The sequence below is a fragment of the Chryseobacterium sp. DT-167 genome, assembly GCF_058310155.1.
On record NZ_JBZEEQ010000001.1, the window covers coordinates 65,231 to 79,162 of the forward strand.

A 13,932-nucleotide genomic window follows, 5' to 3' on the forward strand; every position below is an offset into this window, starting at 1 on the left:
ATTTTGTACTTTTATGCAATGATACCACAAACCGTCTTTCCGGATACTTACATCCAGGCAGCCCTAAAGCATAGAGGATTCAAAGTTAGCAGAAGCAAAGTGTCAAAAAGTGCCGCAAGCACATTTGGTAAAAGACATTTCTACAAAATTGTTTTAAGTATAGGCAATGTAACTGTTCTTTATGGAGAAAATTTACTGAAGCTTAACGGTGCTTATCTTTTTGTTTCTAATCCGTATGTTCCCTATTCAGTAGAGATAATATCTGAAGTCCAAACGGGGTATTCTTGTCTTTTTACTCAAGAGTTTATAGAGCCAGCGAGATTGGTTGAGAGCTTGCGGAAGTCTGTTCTTTTTGATAGAGGTATGATTCCTTCTTACAAACTTAGCGATGCGCAATGTTTAAGGATAAGTGATTTATTTGAGAAAATGATTACAGAAGAAACCTCGGGATATGAGAACAAGGATGATATAATGAGGCTATATGTATCTATGTTGCTTCACGAGACAATTAAAATGAGACCTAATGATGAGAGGGTATTACCTGTAGATGCATCCTATAGAATAACAAGACAATTTTTGGAATCATTAGAAAGTCAATTTCCTGTAGAAAACTTGAACAGATCAATAAGTTTGCATACACCACAGGACTTTGCAAACCACTTGGGTATCCATGTGAATTCCCTTAACCGGGCCATAAAAAAAGCAACCGGGAAATCTACCAACACAGTAATTGCCAATAGAATCACTACAGAAGCTAAGTCACTTCTAGAGTTGACAGATTGGAGTATTTCAGAAATTGCTTATGCCTTGGGATTTGAATATCCGAATTACTTCAGCACATTTATGAAAAAAAATACGGGTGAAACTCCAAGATTTTATCGAAAAAGCTAGATTGATAGTTATACTTTTTGGTTTGAAAAGTGTATAAATACAACCGGGATAGCACCTACCTTTGTTTGGCTGTTGAGAGACTGAAGTTTGCCTCAACGGATGAATAAAATAAATTCAATTGATATATTATGGAAAAAAGAAAGGTAGGATCTAGTGGTCTGGAAGTATCGGCTATCGGCTTGGGATGTATGAATATGAGCCACGGATATGGCAATATTGTAGAGAGAAAAGATATGATAAAGCTAATACATTACGCTTTAGATAACGGTGTTACTATGTTTGATACAGCAGAAATGTATGGTCCGTTCACCAACGAAGAACTGTTAGGTGATGCTTTAATGAAAAAACATGAACAAGTAATCATAGCTACGAAATTCGGATTTGATTATGATTCAAAAACAAATGAAATAAAAGGATTGAACAGCCATCCAGATCATATAAGAAAAAGCGTTGAGGACTCGTTGAAACGGCTCAAAACCGACCACATCAATTTACTTTACCAGCATAGAGTAGACCCTAATGTGCCGATTGAAGATGTAGCGGGTACTGTCAAAGAGCTTATTGCTCAAGGAAAAGTAGGATATTTCGGGCTTTCTGCTGCCGATGAGGAGACTATCCGCAAAGCTCATGCAGTTTACCCTGTTACGGCATTGCAAAGTGAATATTCTTTATGGAATCGTGATCTGGAGGAAACCATTTTTCCGACATTGCACGAATTAGGTATTGGATTTGTTGCCTATGGACCTCTAAGTCATGGTCTTCTTACGGGCAAAATTGATGCTGATACAAAGTTCGCAAGCAATGATATCAGAAATCGTTTGCCTCAGTTTTCAGAGGAAAATCGAAAAAAGAATCAATCTGTTTTTTCATTATTTTCTGAGTTTGCAGCAACTAAGGAAGCTACCCCTGCTCAACTGGCCATAGCCTGGATAATCAATAAAAATTCCGAATTTATACCGATCCCTGGGACAACTAAATTTTCTCGATTGGAAGAAAATATCGGTGCTGCACAGATTAAACTCTCACAGAAAGATATTGAAGAAATTGAGCAAATTGTGAAGGTAGAAAAGTAATCTAAACTAAAATCATTTTCATCTTTGCTATCTTTTTAATATTTGATTTACTTAGATTAAATAGGATAAGGGGATATGGTTTAAAATACAATGACAATTTTCAGAATACTCATCTTGGAACAATTGGGAAAAAAGAAAAAGAGATGGATAAAGTTTAAAATAATTAAATCTTGAAAGGAAAAATAAATTAATTGGGTATTAATAAAAATGAATAAAGTAATTTTTGATACAAAGTCTTTCTAAAAATTGATGTTATTTCAGTACGGTCTTACCCAATAATCTAATTTTCTATGACAGTTTCAACAATGGGCTATGGTAAGGTGTTTTTAGTGTTTCTCCATATAGCAATGATGAAATTTTCAAAAAATTTTAGTAATTTTGGAACAGTCGGGTTATAAGCTTCACGTATAATGACGGAATTCGTTGGAAAAAATACAAAAAACAAATCTTAAGAATTTTAACTCAATAACCATGCATCCGCTATTTCATTATATCAATCAATATGTTTTAATTTCCGAAGAAGATTTTGAGATCTTCAAAAGCCATTTTATTCAGAAAAAATTAAAGAAAAAGCAGTATTTATTGCAGGAAGGGGAGATCTGTAAATCTTTAGGCTTTATCGTAAAAGGTGCTATGCGTAAATATTATATAGATGAAAAAGGTGTCGAGCATACTGTAAATTTATATGTTGAAAATTGGTGGGCAGGCGACCGGGAGAGTTTTGTCATGCTAACTCCAAGTGCCTATAATCTAGACGCATGGGAAGATTGTGAATTACTTCTCATTTCCAGAGAAAGTACCTTAAAATTGCGTAATGAATCTCCTGCTTTCAACGAATTAACATTGAAACTCGATGAACAGAGTACAATTTCTACTCAAAAAAGGATAATTTCTTCCATAAACCTTACTGCTGAAAAACGCTATGAAGATTTCGTCAATAACTATCCGCATTTTACTCAGCGGTTTCCGCAACATATCATTGCTTCTTATCTTGGAATTACAAAAGATACACTAAGCAGGGTTCGTAAAAAAGCACTTAAAAAATAAGCTGCAAAACTTATTATTGAGTCACTTATAACTCAACAACATAATCTGAAATTAAAAAAATAATTAGACCAACTTTGTTAAGGGTAGTTTGTATTGATTTGTAGATATTTGTCATCTATTTTGTGGTTTGGTATTGTCTAATTTTGATTATTAATTGAAATACATTGTATGAATAATTAAAACGTAATCAAGACTGTAGCGGTAACTGGCGCAGGTGTTGGACTCGGACTTAAGTTAGCGATAGGATTTGCTGAATCTACTGCAGAAAGGTGACATTTGCACCCATTGTTAAAAATTATTCATTCTTTATTAATCGCTTTCCGCAACATATTATTGCCTCTTACATTGGTGTTAGGAAAGATACTCTCAGTCGGTTGCGCCGTCAGTTGGATAAATAAATGCTTTATTTTTATCCTGTAATTATTAAAGTTTTGAATCGCTAATATAAACTCTGATTAATACTTTTTGAACAACTAGCCCGGCGGAATGGCGGGCTAGATTATTCTTAAAAGAACACTCTGAAGAAGCTTCTTTTGTATTATTTATGATAGACTGCGCACGTTTTTTTTATTTATGATTACGCAATTCTTTTATTTTTTGAATGCCGGTTTCATCCATCCAATGTTCAAAACCAGTTAGTTTTGGCATCCAAGCAGCTATAAATTCGTAATCAATGGGATCATAGCCTTCTTGGTCAATCATTTCAACCAATCGTGCAAATGTTTCACTTTGCTGATAAAGTATTTCTAATGGTACCTGTACGAATTCGATGGGTTGGTTCAGTTTCTCTTCTAATAGTTTTAAGACTTGTTTTGGGGTAAAAAGTTCACCACCAAAATCAACTGTTTTACCGTTAAATGCTTGATAATTCTGAAATATTATTCGTGCAAAGGTACCAATGTCATGTGTAGTTACCCAAGAGATTGCTGTTTCTTCAGGCAAGGGATTGATAAACTTGCCTTCCCCTAATCCGAAACTTGGTAACAATAGATTTTCCATAAAAGAAGCGGGTCTTATTACAGCTCCTTTTAAATTGCTTTCTAACAAATATTTTTCGATGGTAAATTTAAATTTTGGTCTAAATGCATCCTGCTTATCCGAAGCAAGAACTGAAGAATAAAGAACAAATTTAACGCCTTGTTCTTCTGCTAATTTGATTGCTCTTATCCCGAGTTCCGCTTCTTTTTCATCAGTTTCATTGCTGGAAATCCATACTGGTGGAAGGACTAAATAAAGCCCGTCTATTTTTTTAAATAGATCACTTAAAGCTTCAATGTTTTCTAAATCGCCTTTTACCAAAACGGCTCCTGCCTTTTCTAAATTATTAGCTTCTGAAGATTGCGGATTTCTGGTAAGCGCAAATACCTCAAAATTATTTTTCAGCAATTCATATACTGCGGCACTGCCTTGTTTTCCGGTTGCACCTGTAACTAAGATTGTTTTCATTTTAAAATTCTTTTAAGCAAAATTACTTTCATTATTTAGTAATTTTGTGTTTAGTAACCTTTAGGAAAGTGGAAAAGAAAATAAAACCTTGTATAGAAAATGAAGAAATCTTAAAACAAAGATTTTTAGCATTAAGGGATACCTTAGATTTATTAAGTGGTAAATGGCGTTTTTGTATTCTTTTAAATTTACATTACTATGAGAAATTAAGGTTTAAAGATTTTTTTGAAGTATCAAAAGGCATATCGCCTAAAGTACTGAGTTCTGAACTGACTACTTTGGAAGTACATCAGCTCATTAAAAAAAATATTGAATATACCCCTTCACAAGATATTACGTATTATGTGCTGACGCAGCATGCTCAAGAAATCTGGACTGTATTGAATACATTAATTGAATTTGGACTCTCCAATCGTAAAGAAGTCATCAAATCACTATCGGAAAGATAAAGCTTAGTTTATATCAAAAAATCCATATTCTATTTCATATTACACGAAACTAAATACTACTATTCTAAATAATAAAGCTTTAAAATACTTTTTATATCCTTCTTATATCTTATAGCTGACAGTTATTATATAGAAATTCAACCTGCAATATTCACTGATTGCTGCATTTTCTATTTCATAGACATTTGTCTACGATTTTTTCTTTCCATTCGACGCAACTTTGAATTATTAAATTTTAAATCAAAAAGAAAATGGAAAAGTCACCTAAAATTGGTCTTCAGGGTTTACTTCGTCCGGAAGACAGTATCGTAGTGCTAATCGACCATCAACCTTTTCAGGTTGCTAATTTACATAGCCATGAACCTACATTGATTATTAACAATACAGTAGGACTTGCGAAAGCTACAAAAATATTCAACGTGCCAACTATTCTTACTACCGTTACGGAAGAACGAGGAGGTTATATCATTAAAGGTATTCAGGACGTATTCCCGGAACAAAAACCTATTAACAGAACATTCATCAATACGTGGGAAGATCCTGCAGTTACTGATATTGTAAAAGCAAGCGGTCGTAAGCAACTGATATTAGCAGGATTATGGACAGAAGTTTGTGTTGCAATGCCTGCAATTCAAGCTTTGGGAGAGGGGTATGAAGTATTTGTTGTTACAGATGCTTGTGGTAGCGTAAGTACTGAAGCGCATGATATGGCAGTGCGTAGAATGGTTCAGGTAGGTATCGTGCCAATCAATTGGTTAGCTGTGGTTTCAGAATGGCAACGTGATTGGGCTCGTCTGGAAACAGCATCTCAATTGGGACCTATTCTGTTCGATCATGGTGGAGGAAGTGGTGTTGCTTTAGCTTGGGAGTGGCAGTTACTTGCTACAACACCTCCACAACAATAATGTAATATCTCCTATAGTTAGTATTTAGCTGAAAGGCTGTTTCATATTTTTCAAACAGCCTATTAGTTACTTACCGAACGATTTCTTAGATAAAAATAATAACAAAAAATTGACCGTATGAATAATGACTTAGCCCTTCTTATGGAAGAAAATTTAGCTTGGGTATGGAGTGAAAGAGATGCTTCCAAAAGGATGAAATCCATAAAGACTATCTATTCGGATGAAAGCACATTATATCATGTAGGGCATCAGACGACAGGGTATGAGGCTATCAATGAAAGCGTAAATAATATTCTGACTGATATGCCTGAAGAATTTAGCTTTTTTAAATTAAAGCCAGTTGTGATCAATAACAATGTAGGCAGGCTAATTTGGGGAATGGGTCCGAATAAAGAATCAATTGTTGCTACAGGAATGGATATTGCCATTTTTGAAGATGGAAAAATAAAGTCATTATATGTATTCCTTGATTAAGCTAAAAAAAAATGAAAAATAAAGAAATAGTATTAAAAGCAATGAACGAACTGTTTCATGAAAAAGACAGTACAGCCATCGAAAAATATTGGCATGAAAATTATCAACAGCACAACCCATCGATGATGAATGGTCATGAAGGACTAAGAAATCTATTACCTGTTTTAGATTCAAATTTTAACTGGAAGCCAGGCATCATTGTAGAAGAAAATGATATGGTCATTACACATAGTTTGGTTCACGGTTGGGGATCAACTCCGGTTATCGTAGTTGATATTTTTCGTTTGGAAGATGGGAAAATAGCAGAACATTGGGATGTCGTACAGGAAGAAATTCCGGCGTCAAAATCAGCTAATGGAAATTCAATGACTTCTTTTTAAAATTGATAGAAATGAAAAATAAATTAACAGGAAACCGATACATAATGGATGTTGGCGAACTGAAAACCGAGCTCTTTTTCGAAACCGATGAATCTATGATCTTCACGGTTATAGAGGGTGGCTCTTTAACCCAAAGTGGCTACTCAGAAAAAGTAAAGATCACAGTGGCTAAAGTTCGTTCACAAGTATATATGATTGCATGGAAAGAAATTTCAGGAGCTACGGTAACGCATGTGGAAGATCATAAAAATGGAATTATTTACAGCAATGCGACATTGCCTGATGGTAGTTTTTATACCATGAAGGGTACAATAAGCCCCTTAAAAGATTAAAAAAGTAGGATATTACAATTCTGGAAATTATGGAACATTCAAATGAGTCAATTCGTATCGGTTACAGCCTTTCACTTTCAGGTCCGGTAGCTGAAAATACAAAGGCGGTTATGCTCGCACATAGTATTTGGCAAGAAGATATCAATAATAAAGGAGGACTTCTTGGGCGTAAAATAGAGCTTGTCTGCTACAATGATAACGGAGAAGCTTCACAAGTAGCTGATATTTATAAAAAACTTTTGGATGAGGAAAAAGTCGATTTAGTCATCGGCGGTTATGGAACAAATACTATAGCGGCTTCTATGCCTGTTGTTATAGAGCGTAATCGTTTTTTGATTGGTCTGATGGGATTGGGTGTTAATCTAAATCTTAAATATTCAAACTATTTTGCGATGATTCCTACTGGTCCTAAACCTAATTCGGCACTTACAGAAGGTTTTTTTGCCCTTGCAGCTTCCCGGAATCCCAAACCGTTAACTGTAGCAATACTTTCTGCCGATGCCGAATTTTCAAAAAACCCGGTTATAGGCGCCAGAGAAAATGCGGAAAAATATGGTTTTCAGATTGTCTATGAAGAAATTTATCCGCTTTCAACAGAAGATTTTACACCTTTAATAGAGGAGGTAAAAGCAACTAATGCGGACTTATTTTTTATCTGTTCCTATTTAAATGACTCAAAAGGCTTGGTGCGAGCGATTCATAAAAGTGATTATCGACCAAAAATGGTGGGTGGAGCTATGATCGGCCCACAAAGTGCTTCTGTAAAAACAGAGCTCGGACCACTATTAAATGGATTTGTTAATTATGAATATTGGCTGCCGGTTCCAAAAATGAACTTTCCGGGTGTTGCTGATATGTTGGCTAAATATCAAGCAAAAGCCAAAGAAAAAAAGGTAGATGAATTAGGATATTATATGGCTCCTTTAGCGTATGCTCAAATGCAGGTATTGGCGCAAGCGGTTGCTGTTACGGAAAGTCTGAATGATGAGGTTCTTGCAGAATATTGCAGATCGAATACTTTTGAAACGGTAATAAGTAATATTAGGTTCGGTGAAGGAGGTGAGTGGGCTGAGCCACGTGTTGTTCAGGTACAATTTCAAAATATTGAGAATAATGACATTGAGACCTTTAAAGACAGTCGTGTGCAAGTGGTTGTTGAACCTTCGAAATATGCATCTGGGTCGCTGATATATCCATATGCGCCATAATTTCAGTATTTCGACATCAGAAAAATCTGCAAATTGATCCAGCATTGACAGCCTATTATTTCAAAACCTATCTTTATCAATTCTTTTGTTACAGGGATTGCTCCGATCGCGGTAATTTTTTTACTCATGTTGCTTTTATTAATTGGTAATATTTATAATAGAAAGCTTAGTCGGTAATCTGGAAAAAGCCTTTTGCTACTTGAATGAACGCCTGAAGCTTTTTAGGTATTGCAAGTTGATCGGCTTTAGACATACTTAAAACTTCATCTGCCTTTTCTTCGTTCAATGCAAGCTGTACCCAACTCGGATTAATGATAAGTCCATGGCCGACTGCTACCAATGATAATCCCAGATCTAGTGCCTTTGTGGCATCTTCGTGCTGTTTGATGCCTCCTGCAGCGATCACCGGCACTCTATGGTCAACGTGATCGAGTATCAGTTCTAAAATAATAGCATCTCCATTTTCATTATCAACCGGTTTTTGTAAAAGCAGATCAGCCAACGAAACGTGAAGATAGTCAATACCGGATCCGATCAGTTTATCGATCAATGGAAAAGTATCTTTTACCCTGTAACCTTCAGGTTCTTCCGGTGAAATTCTATAACCTATCAAAAATGGTCTGTCCGCATATTTCTTGATGACATCCTGGATCTCCTTCAGAACCTCTACAGCAAAGTTCATTCGTTTTTCGTCAGATCCGCCCCAGTGGTCATCACGCTTATTATAATAGGGAGAAAAAAAGTTCTGCAATAGAAATCCATGAGCGCCATGCAGCTCAATTCCGTCAAAACCGGCCTTTATCGCTCTATGGGTAGCTTCACCGAAGGCTTTTATCATTTCAAGAATCTCTTCATTGGTCAGTTCACGTGATACGACTCCTCCCGCATAAAATGCCGATGGTGCCAACGCAACAGGACTTGCACTTACCGGAATACCATCAGGGATCAGATCCAGAACCGCTTTGTTCCCGGCATGGTAAATTTGAAGTATTGCTGGTGAGCCGCCTTTTTTTGCAGCTGCCGCCAGTTTTTGCAGGCTTGGTAAAAAGGAGTCATCATATGAGGCATATTCATTGTTAAATCCAATTCCGTTTGCTGCTACTCTGGTACATCCTGTGATGACCAATCCAACATTACCGCTACGGGCTTCGTAATGTTTGACCTCATCGTCAGATATGGTGTAATCATCGTTGCTGGCCCAGGTTGTCATGGGTGCCATTGCAATTCTGTTCTTTGTTACGATGCCGTTTTTAAATTCAAAATCTTCGAATAGTTGTTTTGTTTCTGTTTTCATTATAGTACTTATTTATGTTAGTATTGTATTAAAATTGTTATAGTGTGATCCGGGAGATCAGGTAAAAGCTGACCTGCTCAAATGATATATTCGAGTTATTTATTAAAGAAAATCTAATGTTCTGTTCTTCTAGTTTAGTTGATTGTCTCTGAAAACATTGGGGGGAATTCCTACCTCCTTTTTAAAAAGTCTTGCAAAGTAGTTGGCGTTTTCGAAGCCTAGAGAGAAAGATATTTCGGATATATTCATTTTTCCTTCCATCAAAAGATTCTTTGCTTCATCGATCAGATAAATGTGGATGAGCTCTATTGCCGTCTTTCCGGTTTCCTGTTTAAGCAGGTCACTGAGATAACGTGGAGAGACGTTTAACTTTTCCGCCATGTACGCTACAGTTGGAAGACCTGATCGATATGACCTTTGGTCATTGTAATATTCTGTAAGAAGTTGTTGAAACCGACCTGCATAAGCTCCAGTGATTTCTATGCGGTGAATGAACTGCCTTTTATAAAAACGTTGGGAATAGGTCAGTAATGTTCCCAGATGTGAGAGCATAATAAGTTTCGTGAAATCATCGGTATTGTTATGTGCTTCTTTTTTCATGATGCGCACCAGATTCCAGACTGTTTCCTCTTCAGCAGGTGAAAGATAAAGCGATTCATTGGCTTCATAGTCAAAAAAACCATAGTTCTTGATCTCTTTCTGCAAAGCAGACCCCGCTAAATAATCCGGGTGCACACAGATAAGAAAACAATCATCTTCTGATTTGACATTTTTAAATGTGATTTTTTGATGGGGTTTGAAAAATATCATTTTTCCCCTCTGATGATCGAATTCCTTTTTACCATAAGTGATATTCCCGGAGATAAATCGCCGGAAAGAGATCATGTAAAAGCCGGCACTAAAAATAATATCCTCATCAGTGATATCATTTCTGTGCCCGATAATGACACTCAATAATGGATGTTCCGGAGCTTTTTCCCCGATGTCCCTATTAAAATCGCTGATGTCGTTATAATGTTTCATAATCTGATCACTAATATCACAGTACAAATCTCGGTATTTTAAGGATATATGGAGGATACAAAAGTAGTTTATTATAGCACGTTTTTACGTGGAGCTTATCATTTGACAAATTCCTTCGGAACACGGCGTAGTGCCATCTTGATTGGCATTGGCGAACGGACACCGAATTCCCGCGCCTCATAGGAGCATGATGCCACCACGCCACGGTCACCTCCTCCGATGATCACAGGCTGATTCAAGAAAGCACAAAGAGAATATTTAAAGTTTAGGATTCAATTATTTTTAAAACAGATTGTCTTTCGTTTTTGCAGTTTAGACAATTGTTTAGTTGAGTAACACCTAAAGGATAAATATTACCTGAACTTAGGGAATTAGTGGCTTTCTCCTCAAATCTCAGCTTAAATCTTTCTCTGTTCATTTCGACCCGCAAAATGTTCAACTCACCCTATTGCACCGAGGAACACTCCAAAAGCGATTGCATCTTTGTATTGAATTTAAAACTTAATATCAATGCAAAAGATTATTTTAATGGCAACCTGGCTGCTTTTCAGCCTCAACATTTTTGCCCAGACAACCAATGATAAAATTTTGGGTAAATGGACAAACGAAGACAAAACCCGTATCATCGAATTTGTAAAGAGCGGTGATGCTTATGATGCCATCATCCGAAAGGCTGAAGACAATAGCATAGTTGGTAAAAAGCAAATCACAGCGTTGAAAGCAACTGGTACGACTTCATTTTCAGATGGTACACTGCACATTATCAAAAAAGGAAAAACGGCAAAATGCACGGCTTCACTTTCCGGGGATACTACGCTCTACATTAAAGGGAGCTATGGTATGATGTCTAAATCCCAAACCTGGACTAAGCTCTAAATTATTCCAGGCAATGAAGACTATTATTTCAGTACTATTGGGTTTCACCAGTTTCAATGCAATGAGCCAGGTACAGTTTGGCTCATTGCAGGAAGTGCTGGCCTATGCAGATAAAAATGCCATCTCTATCCAAAGTGCGTTGCATCAGGAACAGATAGCTGCTGTAAAAAACAAAGCATCAAAAACAGCCTTATTGCCTACTGTAAATGCATCTGCCGGATTTAATGATAACATTACCATACAACCCACCCTGATTCCTGCTAATTTATTTAATCCTGCTGCACCGGAAGGTACCTTCAATGAATATACTTTTGGAAAGAGATATATTTATAACGCTGGCGTACAAGCCAATTGGGATATTGTGAACTTTCAAAAATGGTTTGATATTAAGACTTCCCAAGCTGCTTTACAATTAAATCAAGCCAATACCATCAATACAAAATATCAGGTTTACAACCAGCTGGCTCAGACCTATTTTTCCATTTTGCTAACGGAAAGATATTTGACCATAAGCAAGGAAAATATTGTAACAGCAGATAATATTTACCAAATAGCAAAAAATAAATATGATACCGGAATTTTCACGGAAGAAAACCTGAACCGCAGCAATATTCAACTAGTACAGGCAAAGCAGCAAGTAAGCAGTCTGGAGTCTTCTTTAGAACAACTTTACAACCAATTGCAGTCACAACTTAACATCGATGAACCACTCGTTTTAAAAGATGAACTTCTGGATAAAGAAATGGATACAGGTGGTGATGCTGCAATAACGACATCTCATCCGGAGATATTGGTGCAGGAAGCACAGGTACAACTAAGCGAAAAGCAACTAGCCCAAACCAAATCATTGCATTATCCAACACTTACATTAGGCTATCAATATAATTATAATTGGGCAACAGATAAGTTAATGGATTTTTCGGGAGCCAATAACCTTCCACAACAATTTTTGGGATTAAAATTGAGTGTTCCTATATTCAACGGCTTCATTACCAAATCAAAAATCCAACAGTCGAAAATACAATTGGAACAAGAGCAAATGATGCTTGACAGTAAGAAGCTTGTGGCAAAAAAAGATGATGACAATCTGCAAATACAGTACAGACAAAGTATTGAGGATTTTAATAAGCAGGAAGAAATATTGCAATTACAATATAAAAATGATACACATTCCAAGAATCGCTACGACAGCGGTATCATTGGATTAGATGAGAGACTGGATAAATTCAGGGATTTGCTGGAAGTCCAAAATCAATATATGCAAAGCCTCAGCAACGAATATATCAGCTATTACAAGCTTTATATGCAGGCAGTTTTAAGTATAAACATAAATGTCATTATAAAATATCAATGAAAACAAATAAAATAATAGTTGGGTTATTCTTCCTTCCAATATTCTGCCTATTGTCTTGCAGCCGGCAGGAGGAGATAACCCCACAATACAAAACTATACAGCAAGCCATTTTTGCAAGCGGACACATAGAGCAGGAAGATGAATATATAATTTCAGCGGCTGCCGATGGTATTGTTCGGGAATTGAACATTCGTGAAGGTGATTATATTTCCAAAGGACAATTACTGGTAAGGATTGATAGCGATGTTTCCAATACACAGTTGCAGGAAGCACAAATAGTTTATAACGATGCAAAACAAAATTCGTCGGCTGATGCACCGCAATTAGAGCAGATAAAATCACAGATTAACCAGTCTAAGACTCAGCTCAATCTGGACAAAATCAACTATCAGCGTTATGCCGATTTGCGCAGGAAAAATTCTGTATCGCAGTTGGAATATGAAAAAGCAGAATTACAATACAAAGCCTCACAAAATAACTTGCAGGTATTGGAGAAAAGTTACAAACAAGCGCAGGATGCATTACAATTAAACGCCGACCGTAGTTTTCAACAAGTAAAAACACAACAAGCCATTTTAAACGATTATCGCATACAAGCAGATAAGGATGGTATTGTGCTGGAGGTTTTAAAAAAGAAAGGCGAACTGGTACGGAAGGGTGAGGTGATTGCCAAAATCGGTAGTGGTAAAAATATCTTGAAGCTATTTGTTGCAGAAGATGATATTGCAAAACTTTCCATAGGTCAGGAAGCGATTGTGCAAATGAACAATTATCCAGACACCACATTTACGGCATCCATCACAAAAATACTTCCAGCATTTGACGAGGCGGAACAATCATTCACAGCAGAGGCAGCCTTTGTAAATCCACCACAGCTTTTACTTTCGGGCACACAGCTGCAGGCGAATATTAAGCAGCAAGGCACAAAGAAAGTTTTGGTCATTCCGTCAGCAGCGGTCATCCGTGGCAAATATGTGGAGTTAAAAAATGGTGAAGAAAAAGAAATAAAGACCGGACAAAAATCAGGCAATTGGGTTGAAGTAAAACAAGGCTTGACCGAAAAAGATATTATTCTGTTACCAAAAGGAAAGCATACAGAAGAGGGCGTTACAATTCCGGGTACTGAATAGAAAGATATAAGTGTATGATAATTTTAAACAGGTATTCGTTTATCGCTTTA

General features: G+C 36.5%; 16 protein-coding genes and 1 pseudogene. 13 read left to right on the forward strand and 4 right to left on the reverse strand.

The window, feature by feature from the left end; translation table 11 throughout:
• Positions 1–18: 18 nt before the first annotated feature.
• The 4 genes from AC4FQ5_RS00285 to AC4FQ5_RS00300 all read left to right on the forward strand — a co-directional run bounded on the left by AC4FQ5_RS00285 (position 19) and on the right by AC4FQ5_RS00300 (position 3,011).
• A complete protein-coding gene (locus tag AC4FQ5_RS00285) occupies positions 19–891 on the forward strand; it encodes a helix-turn-helix domain-containing protein (protein WP_491140502.1) in 873 nt (290 codons plus the stop codon).
• Positions 892–1,019: 128 nt separating this feature from the next.
• Positions 1,020–1,964, forward strand: a complete 945-nt coding sequence (locus AC4FQ5_RS00290; protein ID WP_491140503.1) for an aldo/keto reductase — start codon at positions 1,020–1,022, stop codon at positions 1,962–1,964.
• A 38-nt stretch (positions 1,965–2,002) separates the two neighbouring features.
• Positions 2,003–2,122: a DUF4260 family protein gene (locus tag AC4FQ5_RS00295; protein ID WP_491140897.1), complete on the forward strand. Its 120-nt coding sequence runs from the start codon at positions 2,003–2,005 to the stop codon at positions 2,120–2,122.
• Between the two features lie 313 nt (positions 2,123–2,435).
• Complete coding sequence (locus AC4FQ5_RS00300) at positions 2,436–3,011, forward strand: Crp/Fnr family transcriptional regulator (protein WP_491140504.1); 576 nt, start codon at positions 2,436–2,438, stop codon at positions 3,009–3,011.
• A 567-nt stretch (positions 3,012–3,578) separates the two neighbouring features.
• Here AC4FQ5_RS00300 and AC4FQ5_RS00305 read toward each other — a convergent pair.
• Positions 3,579–4,457, reverse strand: coding sequence for an NmrA family NAD(P)-binding protein (locus tag AC4FQ5_RS00305; protein ID WP_491140505.1), 879 nt, complete (start codon positions 4,455–4,457; stop codon positions 3,579–3,581).
• A gap of 68 nt (positions 4,458–4,525) precedes the next feature.
• Here AC4FQ5_RS00305 and AC4FQ5_RS00310 point away from each other — a divergent pair, with 68 nt between their 5' ends.
• The 6 genes from AC4FQ5_RS00310 to AC4FQ5_RS00335 all read left to right on the forward strand — a co-directional run bounded on the left by AC4FQ5_RS00310 (position 4,526) and on the right by AC4FQ5_RS00335 (position 8,205).
• Positions 4,526–4,906, forward strand: a complete 381-nt coding sequence (locus tag AC4FQ5_RS00310) for a winged helix-turn-helix transcriptional regulator (protein ID WP_491140506.1) — start codon at positions 4,526–4,528, stop codon at positions 4,904–4,906.
• A 251-nt stretch (positions 4,907–5,157) separates the two neighbouring features.
• Positions 5,158–5,811, forward strand: coding sequence for a hydrolase (locus tag AC4FQ5_RS00315; RefSeq protein ID WP_491140507.1), 654 nt, complete (start codon positions 5,158–5,160; stop codon positions 5,809–5,811).
• Positions 5,812–5,928: 117 nt separating this feature from the next.
• Positions 5,929–6,285, forward strand: coding sequence for a nuclear transport factor 2 family protein (locus tag AC4FQ5_RS00320; RefSeq protein WP_491140508.1), 357 nt, complete (start codon positions 5,929–5,931; stop codon positions 6,283–6,285).
• Between the two features lie 11 nt (positions 6,286–6,296).
• Positions 6,297–6,665, forward strand: a complete 369-nt coding sequence (locus tag AC4FQ5_RS00325) for a nuclear transport factor 2 family protein (protein ID WP_491140509.1) — start codon at positions 6,297–6,299, stop codon at positions 6,663–6,665.
• Between the two features lie 11 nt (positions 6,666–6,676).
• Entirely contained in the window at positions 6,677–6,997 is a 321-nt protein-coding gene (locus tag AC4FQ5_RS00330; RefSeq protein WP_491140510.1) for a MoaF-related domain-containing protein, read from the forward strand.
• Positions 6,998–7,026: 29 nt separating this feature from the next.
• Positions 7,027–8,205 carry an amino acid ABC transporter substrate-binding protein gene (locus tag AC4FQ5_RS00335; RefSeq protein ID WP_491140511.1) on the forward strand — a complete coding sequence of 393 codons (1,179 nt, stop codon included), beginning with the start codon at positions 7,027–7,029 and terminating at the stop codon, positions 8,203–8,205.
• A 166-nt stretch (positions 8,206–8,371) separates the two neighbouring features.
• Here the strand turns inward: AC4FQ5_RS00335 and AC4FQ5_RS00340 are convergent, their stop codons facing one another.
• The 3 genes and pseudogenes from AC4FQ5_RS00340 to AC4FQ5_RS00350 all read right to left on the reverse strand — a co-directional run.
• Positions 8,372–9,499, reverse strand: a complete 1,128-nt coding sequence (locus AC4FQ5_RS00340) for an NADH-dependent flavin oxidoreductase (RefSeq protein ID WP_491140512.1) — start codon at positions 9,497–9,499, stop codon at positions 8,372–8,374.
• Between the two features lie 129 nt (positions 9,500–9,628).
• Complete coding sequence (locus AC4FQ5_RS00345; RefSeq protein ID WP_491140513.1) at positions 9,629–10,522, reverse strand: helix-turn-helix domain-containing protein; 894 nt, start codon at positions 10,520–10,522, stop codon at positions 9,629–9,631.
• A 113-nt stretch (positions 10,523–10,635) separates the two neighbouring features.
• A pseudogene (locus tag AC4FQ5_RS00350) lies at positions 10,636–10,752 on the reverse strand (Y-family DNA polymerase); the annotation flags it as partial.
• A gap of 280 nt (positions 10,753–11,032) precedes the next feature.
• On the opposite strand from AC4FQ5_RS00350, the gene AC4FQ5_RS00355 reads away from it, so the two are divergent.
• From AC4FQ5_RS00355 to AC4FQ5_RS00365, 3 genes are read left to right on the forward strand one after another with little or no spacing between them, the layout of a single operon-like run.
• Positions 11,033–11,398 (forward strand): DUF2147 domain-containing protein, encoded by a 366-nt coding sequence (locus AC4FQ5_RS00355; protein WP_491140514.1) that lies wholly within the window; start codon positions 11,033–11,035, stop codon positions 11,396–11,398.
• Between the two features lie 13 nt (positions 11,399–11,411).
• A complete protein-coding gene (locus AC4FQ5_RS00360) occupies positions 11,412–12,752 on the forward strand; it encodes a TolC family protein (RefSeq protein ID WP_491140515.1) in 1,341 nt (446 codons plus the stop codon).
• Positions 12,749–13,882, forward strand: a complete 1,134-nt coding sequence (locus AC4FQ5_RS00365) for an efflux RND transporter periplasmic adaptor subunit (RefSeq protein ID WP_491140516.1) — start codon at positions 12,749–12,751, stop codon at positions 13,880–13,882. Before AC4FQ5_RS00360 ends, AC4FQ5_RS00365 begins: the two co-directional genes overlap by 4 nt.
• Positions 13,883–13,932 lie beyond the last annotated feature (50 nt).